This is a genomic window from Thiorhodovibrio litoralis, assembly GCF_033954455.1.
Lineage (GTDB): Bacteria > Pseudomonadota > Gammaproteobacteria > Chromatiales > Chromatiaceae > Thiorhodovibrio > Thiorhodovibrio litoralis.
In genome coordinates this window covers 2345688-2362047 of sequence record NZ_CP121473.1, presented here as the reverse complement: position 1 = coordinate 2362047, position 16360 = coordinate 2345688, and the positions used below count along the sequence as shown (strand labels likewise).

The 16360-nt window shown below is 61.7% G+C and carries 11 protein-coding genes; 8 read left to right on the top strand and 3 right to left on the bottom strand.

Annotation, left to right across the window (positions count from 1 at the left end; genetic code table 11):
• Nucleotides 1–96: 96 nt before the first annotated feature.
• From fumC to Thiosp_RS10520, 3 genes are all read right to left on the bottom strand, one after another.
• Nucleotides 97–1494 carry a class II fumarate hydratase gene (gene fumC, locus Thiosp_RS10530; protein ID WP_201067356.1) on the bottom strand — a complete coding sequence of 466 codons (1398 nt, stop codon included), beginning with the start codon at nucleotides 1492–1494 and terminating at the stop codon, nucleotides 97–99.
• Nucleotides 1495–1825: 331 nt separating this feature from the next.
• The gene (locus Thiosp_RS10525) at nucleotides 1826–2461 is read right to left on the bottom strand and encodes a DUF1109 domain-containing protein (RefSeq protein ID WP_201067354.1); all 636 of its coding nucleotides are present in this window, start codon (nucleotides 2459–2461) and stop codon (nucleotides 1826–1828) included.
• Nucleotides 2458–3039, bottom strand: coding sequence for a sigma-70 family RNA polymerase sigma factor (locus Thiosp_RS10520; protein WP_201067352.1), 582 nt, complete (start codon nucleotides 3037–3039; stop codon nucleotides 2458–2460). Before Thiosp_RS10520 ends, Thiosp_RS10525 begins: the two co-directional genes overlap by 4 nt.
• A gap of 223 nt (nucleotides 3040–3262) precedes the next feature.
• Between Thiosp_RS10520 and Thiosp_RS10515 the strand changes: the two genes are divergently transcribed.
• The 8 genes from Thiosp_RS10515 to Thiosp_RS10480 all read left to right on the top strand — a co-directional run bounded on the left by Thiosp_RS10515 (nucleotide 3263) and on the right by Thiosp_RS10480 (nucleotide 16350).
• A complete protein-coding gene (locus Thiosp_RS10515) occupies nucleotides 3263–3550 on the top strand; it encodes a hypothetical protein (RefSeq protein ID WP_201067350.1) in 288 nt (95 codons plus the stop codon).
• Between the two features lie 123 nt (nucleotides 3551–3673).
• On the top strand, nucleotides 3674–4111 hold the full coding sequence (locus Thiosp_RS10510; protein ID WP_201067348.1) for a DoxX family protein: 438 nt from the start codon (nucleotides 3674–3676) through the stop codon (nucleotides 4109–4111).
• Nucleotides 4112–4694: 583 nt separating this feature from the next.
• Nucleotides 4695–5429, top strand: a complete 735-nt coding sequence (locus tag Thiosp_RS10505) for a peroxiredoxin-like family protein (RefSeq protein ID WP_201067345.1) — start codon at nucleotides 4695–4697, stop codon at nucleotides 5427–5429.
• Nucleotides 5430–5552: 123 nt separating this feature from the next.
• Nucleotides 5553–6941 carry a glycoside hydrolase 100 family protein gene (locus Thiosp_RS10500; protein WP_201067343.1) on the top strand — a complete coding sequence of 463 codons (1389 nt, stop codon included), beginning with the start codon at nucleotides 5553–5555 and terminating at the stop codon, nucleotides 6939–6941.
• 169 nt (nucleotides 6942–7110) lie between these two features.
• Nucleotides 7111–9570: a PAS domain-containing sensor histidine kinase gene (locus tag Thiosp_RS10495; RefSeq protein WP_201067341.1), complete on the top strand. Its 2460-nt coding sequence runs from the start codon at nucleotides 7111–7113 to the stop codon at nucleotides 9568–9570.
• Between the two features lie 120 nt (nucleotides 9571–9690).
• On the top strand, nucleotides 9691–12468 hold the full coding sequence (locus Thiosp_RS10490; protein WP_323697033.1) for an ATP-binding protein: 2778 nt from the start codon (nucleotides 9691–9693) through the stop codon (nucleotides 12466–12468).
• A gap of 40 nt (nucleotides 12469–12508) precedes the next feature.
• Complete coding sequence (locus Thiosp_RS10485; protein ID WP_201066701.1) at nucleotides 12509–15622, top strand: PAS domain-containing hybrid sensor histidine kinase/response regulator; 3114 nt, start codon at nucleotides 12509–12511, stop codon at nucleotides 15620–15622.
• Nucleotides 15623–16041: 419 nt separating this feature from the next.
• Nucleotides 16042–16350: a BufA1 family periplasmic bufferin-type metallophore gene (locus tag Thiosp_RS10480; RefSeq protein ID WP_201066703.1), complete on the top strand. Its 309-nt coding sequence runs from the start codon at nucleotides 16042–16044 to the stop codon at nucleotides 16348–16350.
• Nucleotides 16351–16360: the final 10 nt, after the last annotated feature.

Here is a 16360-nt window from a genome sequence, read left to right as displayed (position 1 = left end):
CTCTCGTGTTGATAGGAGCGAACGGAGCCGAGGGGCCGACAACGAGCATCAAAATCGGCGGCGCGTTTAACTGATGCCGCTGACCTCGTCGGTGGCTTAGGCGATGTAGGAATGGGTCATCTTCGCCGGGTCCACCACCCGGTCAAATTCGTCTGCAGCGACGAAGCCGAGCTTCAATGCGGCCTCGCGCAGGGTCATGTCATGGTCCAGGGCATAGTGGGCGACCTGCGATGCCTTGTCGTAACCGATCACTGGGCTCAGGGCCGTCACCAGCATCAGCGAGCGCTCGACATAGTCTGCGATCCGCTTCTCGTTGGGCTCGGTGCCCTCGACTAGGAAGACGCGGAAGTTGTGACAGCCATCGGCGATCAGCCGCGCGGATTTGGCGACGTTAAAGATGATCAGCGGCTTATAGACGTTCATCTCGAGATAGCCGCTGGCTCCGCCGATACCGACCGCCACATCGTTGCCCATGACCTGGGCAGCCAGCATCGCCAGCGCCTCGCACTGGGTCGGGTTGACCTTGCCCGGCATGATGGAGGAGCCCGGCTCGTTGGCGGGAATATTGAGCTCCCCGAGTCCGCAACGCGGTCCGCAGGACAGCAGCCGGATGTCGTTGGCGATCTTGAACAACGATACGGCCAGCGTCTTGAAGCTGCCGTGCAACTGCACGAGGGCGTCGTGGGCGCCCTGCACCGTGAACTTGTTCGGCGCGGTCACGAACGGCAGGCCAGTCAGCTTGGCGATCTCCGTGGCGGCCTCGGTGTCGAAGTTGGGTGCCGCGTTGAGGCCGGTGCCCACTGCGGTCCCCCCGAGGGCGAGGCGGTAGACGCCCGACAGCGCCTGCTCGATCCATCCGGCGGCTTCATCCAACATGCCAACGTAGCCGGAAACCTCTTGGCCCAGCGTCAGCGGCGTGGCGTCCTGCATGTGGGTGCGGCCGATCTTGACGAGTCCGTCCCATGCTTTGGACTTGGCGTCGAGCGCGTCACGCAGCGCGCGCACAGAGGGCAGAAGCTTTGCGGTCGTCGCCACTGCTGCGGCGATAGCCATCGCCGAGGGAAAGGAATCGTTCGACGACTGCGACATGTTGACGTGATCGTTGGGGTGCACCGGGGTCTTGGCCCCGAGCGGGCTGCCGGCGATCTGGCAGCAGCGGTTGGAGATCACCTCGTTCACATTCATGTTGAACTGGGTGCCGCTGCCGGTCATCCAGACATGCAAAGGGAATTGGTCATGGTGCTGACCGACCAAGATCTCGTCGCAGACCTGCACGATGAGCGCATGCTGCGGCTCGCCTAGTCGCCCGCCGGCGTGATTGACCGTTGCCGCGGCCTTCTTCAGCGTGGCATAGGCGCCGATCATCTCCCGCGGCATGAGGTCGTCGCCGATGCTGAAATGCTCAAGCGAGCGCTGGGTCTGAGCGCCCCAGAGCTTGTCGGCAGGAACCTGGACCTCCCCAAGGCTGTCGGTTTCGGTGCGGAACTCGGTCATAGGGTGCTCCGGGAGATTCTTTCTGGAGATTTGTCAGTCAGATTATATGGACAGGAAAACCAAGCAACCCTTACGAGTTTAGGTGCGGCTTGAGACAGGAGGCTCGCGAGGGCGAGATGCGTCGTATCGGCTCGGGGCCAAACATCCCAACCGGTGGTCCCTTCCTGGGCGGCGGTGATCGTGGCCGTTCTCCATCCGAAGCATGGTCTCTCAGCGCCCTCATTGGGATGCATTGCTGCCGTCGCTGTTTGCCAAACTAGGGTCCGCACCGGATCGGCAACGGCCTCCGCAGCGGAGGGCTGGCTCAGAGTGCTCGAGGAAAACTGCCGCATTACCAACGCAGCATCCGTGGGCCGATCAGGGCACCAAGCCCGCCGGCCAACGCAATGCCAAGACTGTACCAAACAGCCACGAAAGCCGCTGACAGTTCGGTACAAGACAGGGCATAGGCAAAGGCACCGACGGCCCCAGCCAGCAGTCCGGCAGCCATGCCAGCCGCGCGCGCTTTGGTCGGCGCCAGCCCGCGCAGCGCCCAGACCGCTCCGGCCAGCGTCGGCAGGGACAACAAAAGGACATTGACCGGGCAGCGCGTCCAGGAGTGCCCAAGCAGTGCCGCCAGACGCTCGGACGCGGGTAGAGCCACAAGCGTCGCCAAGGCCAGCAATGCCATGAGGACCACAACCACCGTGACGCTGATGACGGGCCCGTCGGTGCGTGCAACCGGCCGGGCGAGTCGCGTTGTGAGCCAGAGCGCGCCGGTGGCAAGCCCGCCAGCATAGGCGAGCTTGATCCAGGGTGCGGGCTCGGCCCAGAGGTTCGCCGGAATCGGGCCGAGCAGCACCAGGGTCGCGGCGATGCTTGCCAGTAATCCAAACGGCACGACCGGGGTGAAGCGCCGGGCCACCACCGCACGCGGCGCGGGGCCGGCTTCGGTGGCGAGCAAGTCGATCAAATTACTGGTTTTCATAGGGTCTTCCTCGCAAGTTCCGAGAGCCGTTTCAATCCGCGGTGCACCTGCACCTTGAGCGCCGATACCGAGGTGCCGCTGCGTTGTGAGGCCTCATCCATGGTCAAGCCCTCTAGTTTGGTCATCGTAATCGCCGCGCGCTGGGTCTGGGGCAGCGTTCCAAGGAGGGTCGCCAGATCGCGCTGAACGGGGAACTCCTCGTTCACTGTTGGCAGCGCCCCTTCGGCGAGATCGTCCAATACCAGATGACGTGCCTCCCGGCGACCGCGCCGGCGCCACAGATCAATCAGCTTGTGACGGGCAATGGCGAACACCCAGCGGCTGACCGGGACCTTCGGGTCGTAGGTGCCGCGTTGCAGATGAATCGCCAGCAGCGTCTCCTGCACCAGATCCTCGACATCATCCGGCAAGGTTTGCATGCGCCGGCGAAACCAGCCGCGCAAGCGCTTGGCAATCTGCTCCAGCGCTTGTCGATAGGCGGCCTCGTCGCCCTCTTGTCCGCGATCCCACAACGGCCGCAGGGTGGCTTCGAAGTCGTCGAGCGCGGTTGCGGTGCTTTCGCCTGGGTGCTTGGTCATCTCAATTTGGTGAGTCGTGCGTGCGGCATTAAAGGTTACAACCCAAACAACAATCCGCAGCAAGAAATTTTTTCACTTGCGCTGTAACCCTTCGGGGTCTGCCAGCGACTCGGTCAGTGAGGGCGCGATGCTCTGCCGGATATTCCGGCACCGCACCCGCCTCCGGGACCGCGACTTGCGACACCCGGTATCTGATCAACCAACCAATTATCGGAGTCTTCCCATGAACAAGATCCTTACTACCACCGCCGGTCTTCTGCTCGCCACGTCCGTGCAGGCCGCCGACAGCCTGCAAGATTTTATCAGCGGCAATCCTGACAGCGATCATCGCGTCGGGGCTTTCCAAGCATCGGGACCGGTCTCGCCGGGCACCGGGAACACCTTGGATCGCTATCAAGGTGTCGCCCAAGGCAACCCGGATTTGCTGAATGTTGGTGAAGGCCGTTCGCCCACGCATGCACGCCCGGACATTTACGGGGCCTTCGGCGGCAGTCCTGATCTGGCGTACTGATCTCATCGCAGAGCAGAATCAGACCTGGACAAGGCCCGTCGGGCGGCCGCGCGCCGCCCGACGACGGGTCGGGTCAACATACTGCGTCCAACATCAATTTTCGGCTGATCTAAGGAGATCATCATGGCAACAGCTATCTCGACGAATACCATCTCATCCCCCACGCTGCAACTCGCGGACTTGGCACCTCATGCTCACTGGCTACTGCGGATCGGCTTCGCCGCGGTCTTTCTTTTCCATGGCATCGGCAAGCTGCTTGCGCCGGCTCAATTTGCCGACATGATGGGGCTGGCTTTGCCGATTGCGCTGGCCGTTGCCGTCGCTGAGGTGGCTGGCGGTCTGGGGCTGCTCGCGGGCCCAATTTTTCGCCGGGATTGGATCACGCGCCTGGCCGCGCTAGCGACGGTTCCGGTGCTCATCGGTGCCATCGCGATGGTCCACTGGGGCCAGTGGAGCTTCGTGGCCACTGAAAGCCATCCCATGGGCGGAATGGAGTTTCAGGTCAGCTTGCTGCTCACAGCACTCTATTTCGTTGTTCACGGTAACGGCGAGGTAAGCTGAGGACGTAAGCTGGTTCAGGCTTGCCAAGCGTCTTGACGCAGCTTCCCAACTGGCATTTCGTCCCAAGCGGGCGCGTTTCGCGCCCGCGTTCACGTTGACCGCGTTCTACTTCTTTTCTTGCTTTCGCATCAGCCAATTTGCGACCACTAAAACTATCGAAAACAGCACATACGTCGAGATTACAACGATTTGAAAAAAGAACGCGGCAATACCTCCTTGATCTCCAGTATATGCAGCAAAGTACAACGAGGTTGCACTGCCAACAAATACGAGAATTCCGCCCAGTATTCGGTACACAAGCCTTATAGACGGCCTCAGTCTGCGAGAGACCGGGAACGTCGCCAAGTAAACTAGTACCGGCAGAAGTAACATTAGCAACCCTACGATCATGCTACCCTCGCTATATCCCTTATTGAAAGCTAACGCCTTCATTAACTGTTTCATTCCAACACCCCGTCGCAGAGGAGCGAACGCCATGCGCACAGTATCGCCAACGCAAGTTACAGCCGTCACCCGAGACTTTTCATTGATCGGTGATACCTGGCCGAGGCGACGCCATCGAGGTTTCGCGTTGGCTGTTGCAATGACCATGGCCGCCGCACCCATCGGCAACGCAACCGCAGCCGACGAAACGAAACTGCCGAGTTACCAGGCTGAACTTCAGGCCTTTCAGGCCAAGAAAGCCAACAACCCATCCCCCTTCAACGCCGATGAACGCGACCAGATGGAGCAAGCCGCGGCCGCGCTGGCCGCAGCCATGCCCGAGCCCGGGCTGCGGGTTGGCGAGACCGCGCCAGACTTCGCCTTGCCCAACGCCAGAGGCGAGACAGTGCGACTCTCCGCACGTCTGCGCGATGGGCCGGTGGTTCTGACTTTCTATCGCGGTGCCTGGTGCCCCTATTGCAATCTGCAACTGCGCGGATTGCATCAAAGCCTGGCGCATTTCGCGCGCTATCAAGCACAGCTGATCGCCGTCACACCACAGCAACCGGATCGCTCCCTCGCGCAGATCGAACAGGACGGCTATCCCTTCGAGATTTTAAGCGACCTCGAGGATACAACCATGCGGGCCTACCGGCTTGCCTTCTCTGTACCGGAGTCCCTGCGCGCGATCTACCAACGGGGACTCGGGCTGGATCTCGCCGACTACAACGGCGATGGCCGCTTTGTGCTGCCGGTCCCGGCGACCTTTGTGATCGACCGCGACGGTGTCGTGCGCTACGCCTTTGCCGAGACCGATTACCGTCAGCGTGCCGAGCCGGCGGACATTCTTGCCGCATTGGCCGATCTATCCGCACAGGAAGGCTTGAATCGCTGAAAGAAATCCGCCACTCGAACGGACATTTCGGTCAACAAATCAAAGCGCGAACCAGCTGACCAAGGCGCTGACTAAGACGGTGTCGCGGTTCAAGCGCTAAACATCGCCGAAAGAGACCGCGATATGAACTCAAAGGCAATCCAACAGGCCTGGCAGCTGCTCGAATCCTCCGTGGTGACCTACCAGGGCCAAGCGGTCGGGACCGTGGCGGCACAGGATGCCGAGACTGCGCCGCTGAATTACGATCAGGTGTTCACCCGGGACTTTGCCGTCTCGGCCTTCGCCTTTCTGCTCGACGGTCGCCCGGAGATCGTGCGCAACTTTCTCGCAACGACCCTGCGCCTGCAGAGCCAGGAGCAGCAGCTCGACTGCTTCAAACCCGGCGAAGGGCTGATGCCGGCCAGCTTCAAAGTGGCCTGCCACGGGCCCGACGAGCAGTTAATCGCAGATTTCGGCGAATACTCCATCGCCCAAGTGGCGCCGGTGGATTCTGGCTTCTGGTGGCTGTTGATCCTGCACGCCTATGTGCGCACGAGCGCAGACCGCGCGTTTTCTGAGCGGCCCGAGGTGCAACAGGCCATTCGTCTGATCCTGGATCTGTGCCTGATCAGCCGCTTCGATATGTTCCCGACCATGCTGGTGCCCGACGGCTCATTCATGATCGACCGCCGCATGGGTGTTTATGGCTATCCGCTCGATATTCAAGCGCAGTTCTTCGCCGCTCTGCGCGCCGCCACGGATCTGCTCGACGCCAAGGACCCGGCCAGCGAAGCCTATCGACCGGTGCTCGATCAACGCCTGTCCAACCTCGCCCATCATGTGCGCACCTACTACTGGCTCGATCTGCCACAACTGAATCAGATCTACCGCTATGGCGTGGAGGAATACGGCCCGACCTCGATCAACAAGTTCAACATCCACCCCGACACCATTCCTGAATGGCTGATGGACTGGCTGCCGGAGCGCGGCGGTTATCTGGCCGGCAATCTCGGCCCCGGGCGAATTGACTACCGGTGGTTCGCACAGGGCAATCTGCTTGCCTGCGCCGCCGGACTGGCCAGCCAGGAGCAAACCGGCGCCATCATGCAGCTACTCAGCGAGCGTGCTGAGGATCTGATCGGTGAGGTGCCGCTCAAGCTCTGCTTCCCGGCCCTGGCCGATCACGACTGGCGCATCCTCACCGGCTGCGACCGCAAGAACCGCCCCTGGTCCTATCACAACGGGGGACATTGGCCGATGCTGCTGTGGCTGTTGACCCTGGTCGGCCTGCAAACCGGCACTGAGGCGCTGGCCGAACGCGCGCTCGAGGCCGCCGAGCTCCGCCTGAGCCGCGACGACTGGCCGGAATATTACGACGGACGTCGCGGCCGCCTGGTGGGCCAGCAGGCGCGTCGGCAACAGACCTGGAGCGCGGCGGGCTACCTGGTCGCCTGCCAATTATTGGAAGATCCCAAGCGCGCTGCTGTGCTGTCCGTTGGCAACGCCTCTGAGCGCAATCCTCGGGCTGCTTGATTAGCCTCGATGACCTACCAGATGACAACCTCGGCATTCGCGAATTCGCGGCAACATCATCCGGCATATTTCACTGCCCCTTTTTTTGGCTCATCCGCTAGCTTTCCCTGTAAACTCGGCACCTTACCAATCCGCATGAAGCGACCACCGCTCCTGGGAAGCAAACGCCATGTCTTCCGATCAGTACAAGACCAAGCAGGCGCTTATCGACGAGCTGAACCAAGCTCGCCGGCGTATCGCTGAGCTGGAGAGATGCGGGGGTGTCAGCGAGGGGGGCGATGAGTGGCTGCGGCTGGAAGAATTGCGCTGGTGTTCCCCGCTGGCGCAGCTCACCGAGGATGCACTGGGGGTGTTGGACAAAAGTTACGTCTACCAGCGCGTCAACCCGGCTTACGAGCGCTTCTGGGGCCTGTCCAAGGAAGAAATTATCGGCCGCTCCGTGACCGATCTTTTTGGAGAAGCGTTTTTTTCCAGCCAGCTCAAAGACCGCCTCGACCGCTGCTTGGCCGGGGAGGTCGTCAGGTATTCAGGCTGGTTCGAGTTCCCTGTCCTGGGCCGGCGGCACATGGATGTCACCTATCAGCCGCTGCGCGACCCAGAGGGCCGGGTCACCGGCTTGGTGAACCTTGCCCGCGACATGACCGGCCAAGCGCTGGCCGAGGAGCAACTAAAGACCTTGCTCCAGCAGACCGGAGCCATGGCGAAGGTCGGCGGCTGGGAGCTCGACGCCCGCACTCTGGAGATGACCTGGACCGAGCAGACGTACGCGATTCATGAGCTTCCCGTCGGCCAGATGCCCTCCGTCCAAGAGGCCATCGATTTCTATCACCCCGAAGATCGGCCCAAGATTGCGGCGGTTGTCCAGGCGGCCTTGGAGCAGGCTCAGCCCTACGACATCGAAGTCCGCTTTATCACGGCCAAGGGCCAGGCACTGTGGACTCGCTCCATCGGCAAGCCAGTCCTGAAAGACGGTGAAGTGGTCAAGCTCACCGGCGCCTTTCAGGACGTCACCGCGCGAAAACAGGCCGAACTCGCGCTCCAAGAGACCAAAGACGACTTGGAGCAAGCGGTTCGATTCGCCAATGTTGGCCTGTGGGACTGGGATTTCATCACCAACAAAGTCCACTATTCCGAGGAATGGAAAGGACAAATCGGCTACGCCGACGACGAGATCGGCGATGCTTTCGAGGAATGGCAAAGCCGCGTTCATCCGGATGATTTGGACAAGGCCCTCGCGCATTTCGATCAGGCAATCAACACAAAGGCCGACCGATATGAGCTCGTTTTCCGCTTTCGCCACAAGGACGGCCATTACATCTGGGTGCTGGCCCAAGCCTTCATCCACCAAGATCCCACGGGAAAGCCCATCCGGATCATCGGCTCGCATATCGATATCACCAATCAGAAAGCGCTCGAGCAAGAACTGATCGAGGCCAAAGAGCGGGCCGAGGCCGCCAGCCAGGCCAGATCTGAGTTCCTGGCCAACATGAGCCATGAGATCCGCACGCCACTCAACGGGGTGATGGGCATGCTCCAGGTGCTCGACGATGCCGAGCTGGAGCCGCAGTTCAAAGAAGCCGTGAGCATCGCCATGGGCTCATCCCAGACCCTGCTCACCGTGATTAACGACATTCTCGACTTCTCGAAAATTGAAGCGGGCAAGTTGTCCATCGCCCACGAACCCTTCAACCTCAATGCCCTGCTGCCATCGGTCATCGCGGCTTTTCGCCAGCAGGCAGCAAACAAGGGCGTAGCCCTGCACTCCGGTTTGGCCCCTGACCTGCCCGCGCGGGTGCTCGGCGACGCCGCCCGACTGCGCCAGGTGCTGTTCAATCTGCTCGGCAACGCCATCAAGTTCACCGAGCGCGGCGAGGTCCGCCTGGACACCCGTGTTCTGTCCGGAAAGGATCCGGCGCGGATGCGCCTGGAGTTCGCGATCAGCGACACCGGCATCGGCATCCCCGAGGACCGGCTCGCCGACATCTTCGAGTCCTTCACCCAGGTGGACAGCTCCAACACCCGGCGCTTCCAGGGCTCCGGCCTGGGTCTGGCGATTGTCAGGCGACTGGTCGGTCTGATGGACGGCCAGGTGACCATCGCAAGTACCCTGGGCCAGGGTACTGAGGTCCGGTTTGACATCAGGGTGGAAACCGCTGCCGAAGACGAGCTGGCTCCCCACGAGCCGGTCCGGGCGGGGCTGCGGACAGGGCTGGCACCGACCAAGGCGTTGCAGGTCCTAGTGGTCGATGACGAACCAACCAACACCAAGGTCCTAAGCATGATGCTCAATAAGCTGGGTCACCAGGTGCAGACAGCCGCGAACGGCCGCCAGGCTCTGGACAGACTCAGAAGCCAGGCGTTCGACCTGGTGTTCATGGATGCATCCATGCCCGAGATGGACGGTCTTGAGGCCACCCGACACATCCGGGACAATCAGGACGGCGACTTGAATCCGTCGGTCCCGATCGTCGCCCTGACTGCCCACGCCATGAAGGGAGACCGGGAAAGGTTCCTCGCCGCCGGCATGGACGACTACTTGTCCAAGCCCATCGTCGTCCAAGCCCTGCACGACGCGCTGCACAGAGTAATGGGCAAAGGGAACTCGCGGGGTGACCCCGTTCAGGAGTGAACGCCATCGAACGGCTTCGCGGAGCATGACCAGGGCGCGTCGGAACGCTTGATTTTGCTGCCGTGGTAGACTTCGATTCCCTGGCCGTCGATCTCAGGGCTCAATACTCAAAGGTTTGTTATGGCAGCCAATCCTGACGCCACGCCTGAGCTTCCCGACCTCAGCCAATGCGACGCCGAACCGATTCATTTCTCGGGCGCCATTCAGCCGCACGGGGTGCTGCTCGCCCTGCACGGGCCGGATTGGCGGATTGTCCAGGCCACCGCCACCGGCCGCGAACTGCTCGGCATCGCCGCCGAGGATCTGCTCGAGCGGACGCTGGAACAGGCCCTGGGCGCCGTGCTGGTCAGCGCCGTGCGAGACGCCTTGGCGGCTTACCAGGCACAACCCAGCGCCCCCTATTCGTTTCCGTGGCCATCCCCTCTGGATGCGCGCGCCCTGACCGGCTATGTGCACGAGTCCGACGGGCTGGTGTTGCTGGAATTGGAGCCGGAACCGCCCGCCGGCGCCGTCCCAGGCGATCTGCTCGCCATGGCCGTGCGCGGGCTCAACCCGATCCGCGCGCAAAAAGACCTGACGGCAAAGCTGCACAACGCCGCCGCCTTGTTGCGTGATCTGACCGGCTACGACCGGGTGATGATCTACCGTCTCGACCCGGTGGATTGGCATGGCGAGGTGGTCGCCGAATCGCGTCGGGACGCCCTGGAGCCCTTTCTGGGGCTACACTATCCGGCCTCCGACATTCCGGTGCAGGCCCGGCAGCTGTATTTGATCAACCGCACCCGGGTGATCGTCGATATCGACTATGTCCCAGTGCCGCTCACGCCGGCGCTCAATCCCGTCAGCGGCCAGCCGCTCGACCTCTCGCACAGCCTGCTGCGCAGCGTCTCACCGGTGCATGTCGAGTACATGCGCAACATGGGCGTGCGTGCTTCTCTGACGCTGTCGCTCTACCGCGAGGAGCGGCTGTGGGGACTGATCGGCTGCCACCATGGTGCGCCCTATCAGGTTCCGGAGCGAGTCCGCCGGGTGATGGACTGGATGGCGCAAGACATGGAGACGCAGATCCAGCTCGCCGAAGACGCTCAACACCGCCGCCATGAGCATGACTTGAAAGCCTGCCGCGAGCGGGTGATTGCCGCCATGCGCCAGGGGGTGCGGCTTCCCGCCTTGCTTGAGGATCCCTATCGGCCCGACCTGCTCGGCGCCGTTGGGGCCGAAGGTGTCGCGCTGATCGATGGCGGGGAGGTTCGAATCGGCGGCGCGACACCGGATACCGCGCGCATCGCCGCGCTGGTCGCCGAGTTACCCGCGTGGACCGGCGTTGACAGCGCCTCAGTCTTCGCCACCGATTGCCTCAGTGATCACCTCCCAGACACCCAAGACCTGGGGGCCACGGCGGCCGGCCTGGTCTTCCTGCGTTTGACCTCGGCGCCGGATCTCGCGCTGCTCTGGTTTCGCGCCGAGCAGGTGCGCCACGTCAGTTGGGGCGGCGATCCCAACAAGCCGGTCACCATCGAGACGGATGGTCGCATTAGTCCGCGCAAGTCATTCGCGGCCTGGACGCAGACGGTGCATTTGCATAGCTGGCGCTGGAGCGACGAGGAACTGGCATCGGCGAGCAAGCTGGGCGCCTTGATCGATATCGAGCTGCGCTATCAGGCCGAGGCAGCGCGCAGCCAGACACAAGCGGAGCTGATCGACGCCAAGGAGCGGGCCGAGGCCTCCAGTCGGGCCAAGTCCGAGTTCCTGGCCAACATGAGCCACGAAGTCCGCACGCCCCTCAATGGTGTGATGGGCTATCTCCAGCTCATGGAGATGTCGGATCTGGATGAGGAAATGGCCGAATATGTGAAATCGGCGAAGGCGTCCTCCCAGAGCTTGCTGACCGTAATCAACGACATCCTCGACTTTTCCAAGATCGAGGCCGGCATGTTGTCCATCGCGTGCGAACCTTTTACCTTGGGCGCCCTCTTGGAACAGATCAAAGCGGCCTTTCGGCCGCAGGTCGCGGCCAAAGGCATCGCGCTGCACTCACACATCGCCCCCGAGGTGCCCGCGGAATTGATCGGCGACGCCGCGCGGCTGCGCCAGGTGCTATTCAACCTGGTTGGCAACGCCGTCAAGTTCACCGACCGGGGAGAGGTTCGCGTGGACGTCCAGGTGCTGGAGCCGATCGATGCCGGGCACCAACGTCTGCGATTTTCGGTGGCCGACACGGGTGCCGGCATCCCCGCGGACCGGATCGACGAGCTGTTCGAGCCCTTCACCCAAGTCGATAGCTCCTCCAGTCGGCGTTTCCAGGGCACCGGCCTAGGTCTGTCCATTGTCAAACGACTGGTCGGCCTGATGGACGGGCAGGTCGCCATTGAAAGCACCCTGGGCCGGGGAACCACCGTGCGGTTCGATATCAGGGTGGGCATGGTCGCCGCCGAGACGACCCCGGCAGAGTGCCAGACCGCGAAACCCTCGTCGGCCAAGGGTCTGCGCATCCTGGTCGTCGAGGACGACCCGAACAGCTTGCGGGTCATGACGATGCTGCTGGAGCGCTGGGGGCATCGCGTCTGCTCAGTCTTCAATGGCCGCCAGGCGCTGGAAGCCTTGTCGGGTCAGGCATTCAACCTGGTGTTCATGGACGTGCAGATGCCGGAGATGGATGGCATCGAGGCCACCCGACACATCCGGGAGAACCACAACGGCGACCTGGATCCGTCGGTCACCATCGTCGCCATGACCGCCCATGCCCTGAAGGGCGATCGGGAGAAATACCTCGCTGCGGGCATGGACGACTACCTGACCAAGCCTATTGACGCGAAGGCCCTGCGGATGGTGCTGGATCGGGTGATTGCCAGTGGTGGGTTAAAAGTCTGTACGACTCGCCCATCCATCTGTTGTTAATTGCAAGCGCGCTCCTGTTCTCCGAAAGAGACTGAACACCATGTCTGGCGACCAGCACAAGACCAAGCAGGAGCTGATGGGCTTGGTCCATGATCTCTCCGAGCCAACAGCGGCCGAAGCGGCCCTAAACGAATCCGAGCGGAAATGGCGGGACATCCTGGTCAACGCGCCGCAAATCAGCGTAACCCTCGACCGTCAAGGCCAGATCACCTTTGCCAACAACTATTTGCTGCGCCTGACCGGCTGGAATCGCGAGGAAGTGCTTGGGCAGGACTGGTTCGAACTGTTCATCCCCAAGAACATCCGCGCCGAGATTCGCGAAGTCTTCAACGCGCTCATGGCCCGGAAACCGGATCAAGGCATTGTGACCTATGAAAACGAGATCCTGACCCGCTGCGGTGAGCGACGGAATGTTTCCTGGGCCAATGTGCTGACCCTAAACGACCAAGGCTATCCATTGGAACTGACCGGCTTGGGCGTGGACCTCACCGAGCATCGGCAGGCCGTGGCGCTTCGGGAGAGCGAGGCGAAGTTCCGTCATGTGTTTGAGCATGTTGGCGAGGGTATTTTTCTGGGCCAAGCCGATTCCATCATTCGGGAAGCCAATCCGGCCGCTGCCGCCATTCTCGGCTATGACTCGCCGCAGCAGATGGTCGGTTTGAACGCCAGGGAGCATGTCCATCCCGACGATCTCACAAAGGATGGTCTGCCGCCGGACACCTTGGCGTTCCAACAGCAAGGCGTGGCACATCTGGAACGCCGCTATCGACACGTCAAGGGACATTTCGTCCCGGTTTTGGTCACCATCACGCGAAATCAGGAAACCGGACAGCACTATGTCGTTTTCAAAGATATCACCGAACGCAAACGCTCGGAGGAGGCGCTCAAACGCTCGGAACAGCGTCTGAAAGAAGCCCAACGTGTCGGAGGCTTGGGCGACTGGGACTGGGAGGTTCACAGCGGCATCATCACTTGGTCTGAGAACCTTTATGGCATTTTGGGCCTGGATCCGTCCCAGCCGCCACCTGGCCTTCAGGGGCAACTGGCTCTCTACAACCCCGAGGATGCGGAGAAGCTGCACCAGGCGGTGATGCGCACCCTGGAGGACGGCACCCCCTACAACTTGGCGTTACGACGACCCCATCCTGATGGGCGGGAACGGCACCTACAGGCCAAAGGCTTGGCGGATCGGAATGCCGATGGCCAGGTAATCCGCCTTCACGGCTCGATCCTGGATGTCACTGAACTCAAGCAGGCCGAGCAGTCCCTGCGCCAGAGCGAAGTCAAGTACCGAACCCTGTTCGAGAATATCCAGGAAGCCATCTTCATCACCGACGCACAAGGGCGTTTCCTCAATGTCAATCAGGCGGCCTGCGATCTGACCGGCTATCGGCGCGAGGAATTCTGCGCCCTCGCGCCATCGGATCTCGCACCACAAGGATTTGGCCCTCAGGCAACGGGTGAATGCACCCTGTTCCGCAAGAACGGCGTCCGGGTCATCGCGGAATACAGCGCTCTGGCCAATTATCTGCCCGACCGGCACGTCCTGATCCTGCGCGACATCTCACAGCGCAAGAGGATCGAGGCCGCCCGCAAGGAGAACGAGGCGCGTTTCGTCCGCGCCTTCCACAACAGCGGCGTGGGCATGGCCCTGGTCAGCCCGGGCGGACATTTCTTGGAAGTCAACGACAAGGCCTGTCAGCTGTATGGATACAGCCGGCAGGAGCTGCTCGCCAGGACCTTCAAGGACATTACCTACCCTGAGGATCTAAAGAGTTCCAAAGCGCTGTATCAGCACTACCTCAATGGCGACCAGGACAGCTACGAGCTGGAAAAGCGCTATCTGCGCAAGGACGGTGAAATCCGCTGGGGATTGGTCACCGTCTCCAAGGTCAGGGACGCGGACGGACAGTTCTTGTACTCCGTGGCCCAGACCCTGGACCTGACTGCTATCAAACAGGTTCAGGCGCAACTCATCGTGGCCAAGGAACAAGCCGAGGCCGCCAGTCGGGCCAAATCCGAATTCCTGGCCAACATGAGCCACGAACTGCGCACGCCGCTCAATGGGGTCCAGGGCTTTCTCCAGCTCCTTGAGATGTCGGAACTCGAGCCGGAACAGGCCGAGTGCGTCGATCTGGCCATGCAGTCCTCCCAACTCCTGCTGCGGGTGATCAACGACATCCTTGATTTCTCCAAGCTCGAAGCCAACCGCATGGGCCTCCTGGAAGAACCCTTCGCACTCGCCGCCCAGTTGGAACCGGTCATGGCCGCCTTGGCCCATCAAGCCGCTGCCAAAGGGATCGCCCTGCATGCGCGCATTGCCCCCACGATTCCCACCATCCTGATCGGAGACCCGGCGCGGCTGCGCCAAGTGCTGTTCAATCTGGTGGGTAACGCGGTTAAGTTCACCGAGCATGGAGAGGTGATCGTCGAAGCCGATGTGCTGGAGCAGATCGATGCCGAACACGTCCGCCTGCGCTGCTCCATTCGCGACACCGGCATTGGCGTCGCGGAGAACATGATCGACTTCCTGTTCGAGCCCTTCACCCAGGCCGACGGTTCCCCCACGCGCCGCTTTCAGGGCACCGGTCTGGGCCTGTCCATCGTCAAGCGACTGGTGGGCCTGATGGGCGGCCAGGTCGAGATGGACAGCACCCTGGGCGAGGGAACCCACGTCCAATTCACGATCATGGTGGGAACCGAATCGGCTGAAGAGACCGCCATGAACGAGCTGGGAGCGACAGATCTCAAGGTGGCAGAGCCACCGACCAAGGCCCTGCGCATACTGGTGGCCGAGGACGAACCGACCAACGCCAAAGTCGTGCAGAAATTGCTGGAAAAGCTGGGCCATCAAGTACAGATAGCGAGCAACGGTCGCAAGGCATTGGTGTTGCTCGGAAGCCAAATGTTCGATCTGGTGCTCATGGACGTGCAAATGCCCGAGATGGATGGCGTCGAGGCCACCCGTCAAATCCGGGAGAACACCACAGGCGACTTGAATCAGTCGATCCCCATCATCGCGCTGACCGCCCGCGCGCTTGCCGGGGACCGGGAGAAGTATCTGGCTGCGGGGATGAATGACTACTTGTCCAAACCGATCGACATCCAGGCCCTGAACGAGGCGCTGGACCAGGTGGTCGCCGCAGCGTCATAGGAACGGCCATCGGCCCGTCACGCCCAATCGGATCGACCACGACCCAAAATCGGCGCTGATGCCCATAAAGCCTTCAGTTGCCTGGTTTGCGGCGATTGCGGTCCAGATTGGCTCAATATCCCGCCAGGCATCTTCCCGCCCACCAGCATCAGCGAGGGACCGAAACGTTGGTGCAATCGGGTATCGGCCCTGTCGATCTCAGCGACACGCGTGATCCAGCCAGCCGAATAAATACATCTGCATTAACTTATCCATCTGATTATACGGATAACTATATCTCCACATGTCAAACATAAGTTAACGCGATTCGGCTGTAAGGATTCGCTCCCTCCACCGACTATTCACCCGAGACCCTTGCGGAGCAACCTGGCTTCGGGGCTCAACAACACTGATTCGCGTATCCCAAATTGGAGCTAACCATGACTACGACCACCAACCAGAAAGCCACCACCGCCGCTCTTGCCTTGGCCCTTGGGGCTGCCATGACCATGGCCACCGCTCCGGCGGGCGCAGCCGATTCCGGGGCCAAGGAAAAGTGCTTCGGCGTCGCGTTGAAGGGGAAGAACGACTGTGCCGCTGGGCCGGGCACCACCTGCGCGGGAACTTCCACCGAGGACTATCAGGGCAACGCCTGGAAGCTGGTGCCCAAGGACAGTTGCGAGACCACCGCCTCGCCAACTTCCCCAACCGGCAACGGCCAGCTCGCGGCCTTCAAGGAAGCGTCCTAGGGGCCAGTGG

Excerpts from the sequence above, each read along its gene's own strand:
- Thiosp_RS10495 (WP_201067341.1), top strand. The coding sequence starts at position 7,111 with ATGTCTTCCGATCAGTACAAGACCAAGCAGGCGCTTATCGACGAGCTG.
- fumC (WP_201067356.1), bottom strand. The coding sequence starts at position 1,494 with ATGACCGAGTTCCGCACCGAAACCGACAGCCTTGGGGAGGTCCAGGTT.
- Thiosp_RS10525 (WP_201067354.1), bottom strand. The coding sequence starts at position 2,461 with ATGAAAACCAGTAATTTGATCGACTTGCTCGCCACCGAAGCCGGCCCC.
- Thiosp_RS10500 (WP_201067343.1), top strand. The coding sequence starts at position 5,553 with ATGAACTCAAAGGCAATCCAACAGGCCTGGCAGCTGCTCGAATCCTCC.
- Thiosp_RS10520 (WP_201067352.1), bottom strand. The coding sequence starts at position 3,039 with ATGACCAAGCACCCAGGCGAAAGCACCGCAACCGCGCTCGACGACTTC.
- Thiosp_RS10515 (WP_201067350.1), top strand. The coding sequence starts at position 3,263 with ATGAACAAGATCCTTACTACCACCGCCGGTCTTCTGCTCGCCACGTCC.
- Thiosp_RS10510 (WP_201067348.1), top strand. The coding sequence starts at position 3,674 with ATGGCAACAGCTATCTCGACGAATACCATCTCATCCCCCACGCTGCAA.
- Thiosp_RS10480 (WP_201066703.1), top strand. The coding sequence starts at position 16,042 with ATGACTACGACCACCAACCAGAAAGCCACCACCGCCGCTCTTGCCTTG.
- Thiosp_RS10485 (WP_201066701.1), top strand. The coding sequence starts at position 12,509 with ATGTCTGGCGACCAGCACAAGACCAAGCAGGAGCTGATGGGCTTGGTC.
- Thiosp_RS10505 (WP_201067345.1), top strand. The coding sequence starts at position 4,695 with ATGACCATGGCCGCCGCACCCATCGGCAACGCAACCGCAGCCGACGAA.
- Thiosp_RS10490 (WP_323697033.1), top strand. The coding sequence starts at position 9,691 with ATGGCAGCCAATCCTGACGCCACGCCTGAGCTTCCCGACCTCAGCCAA.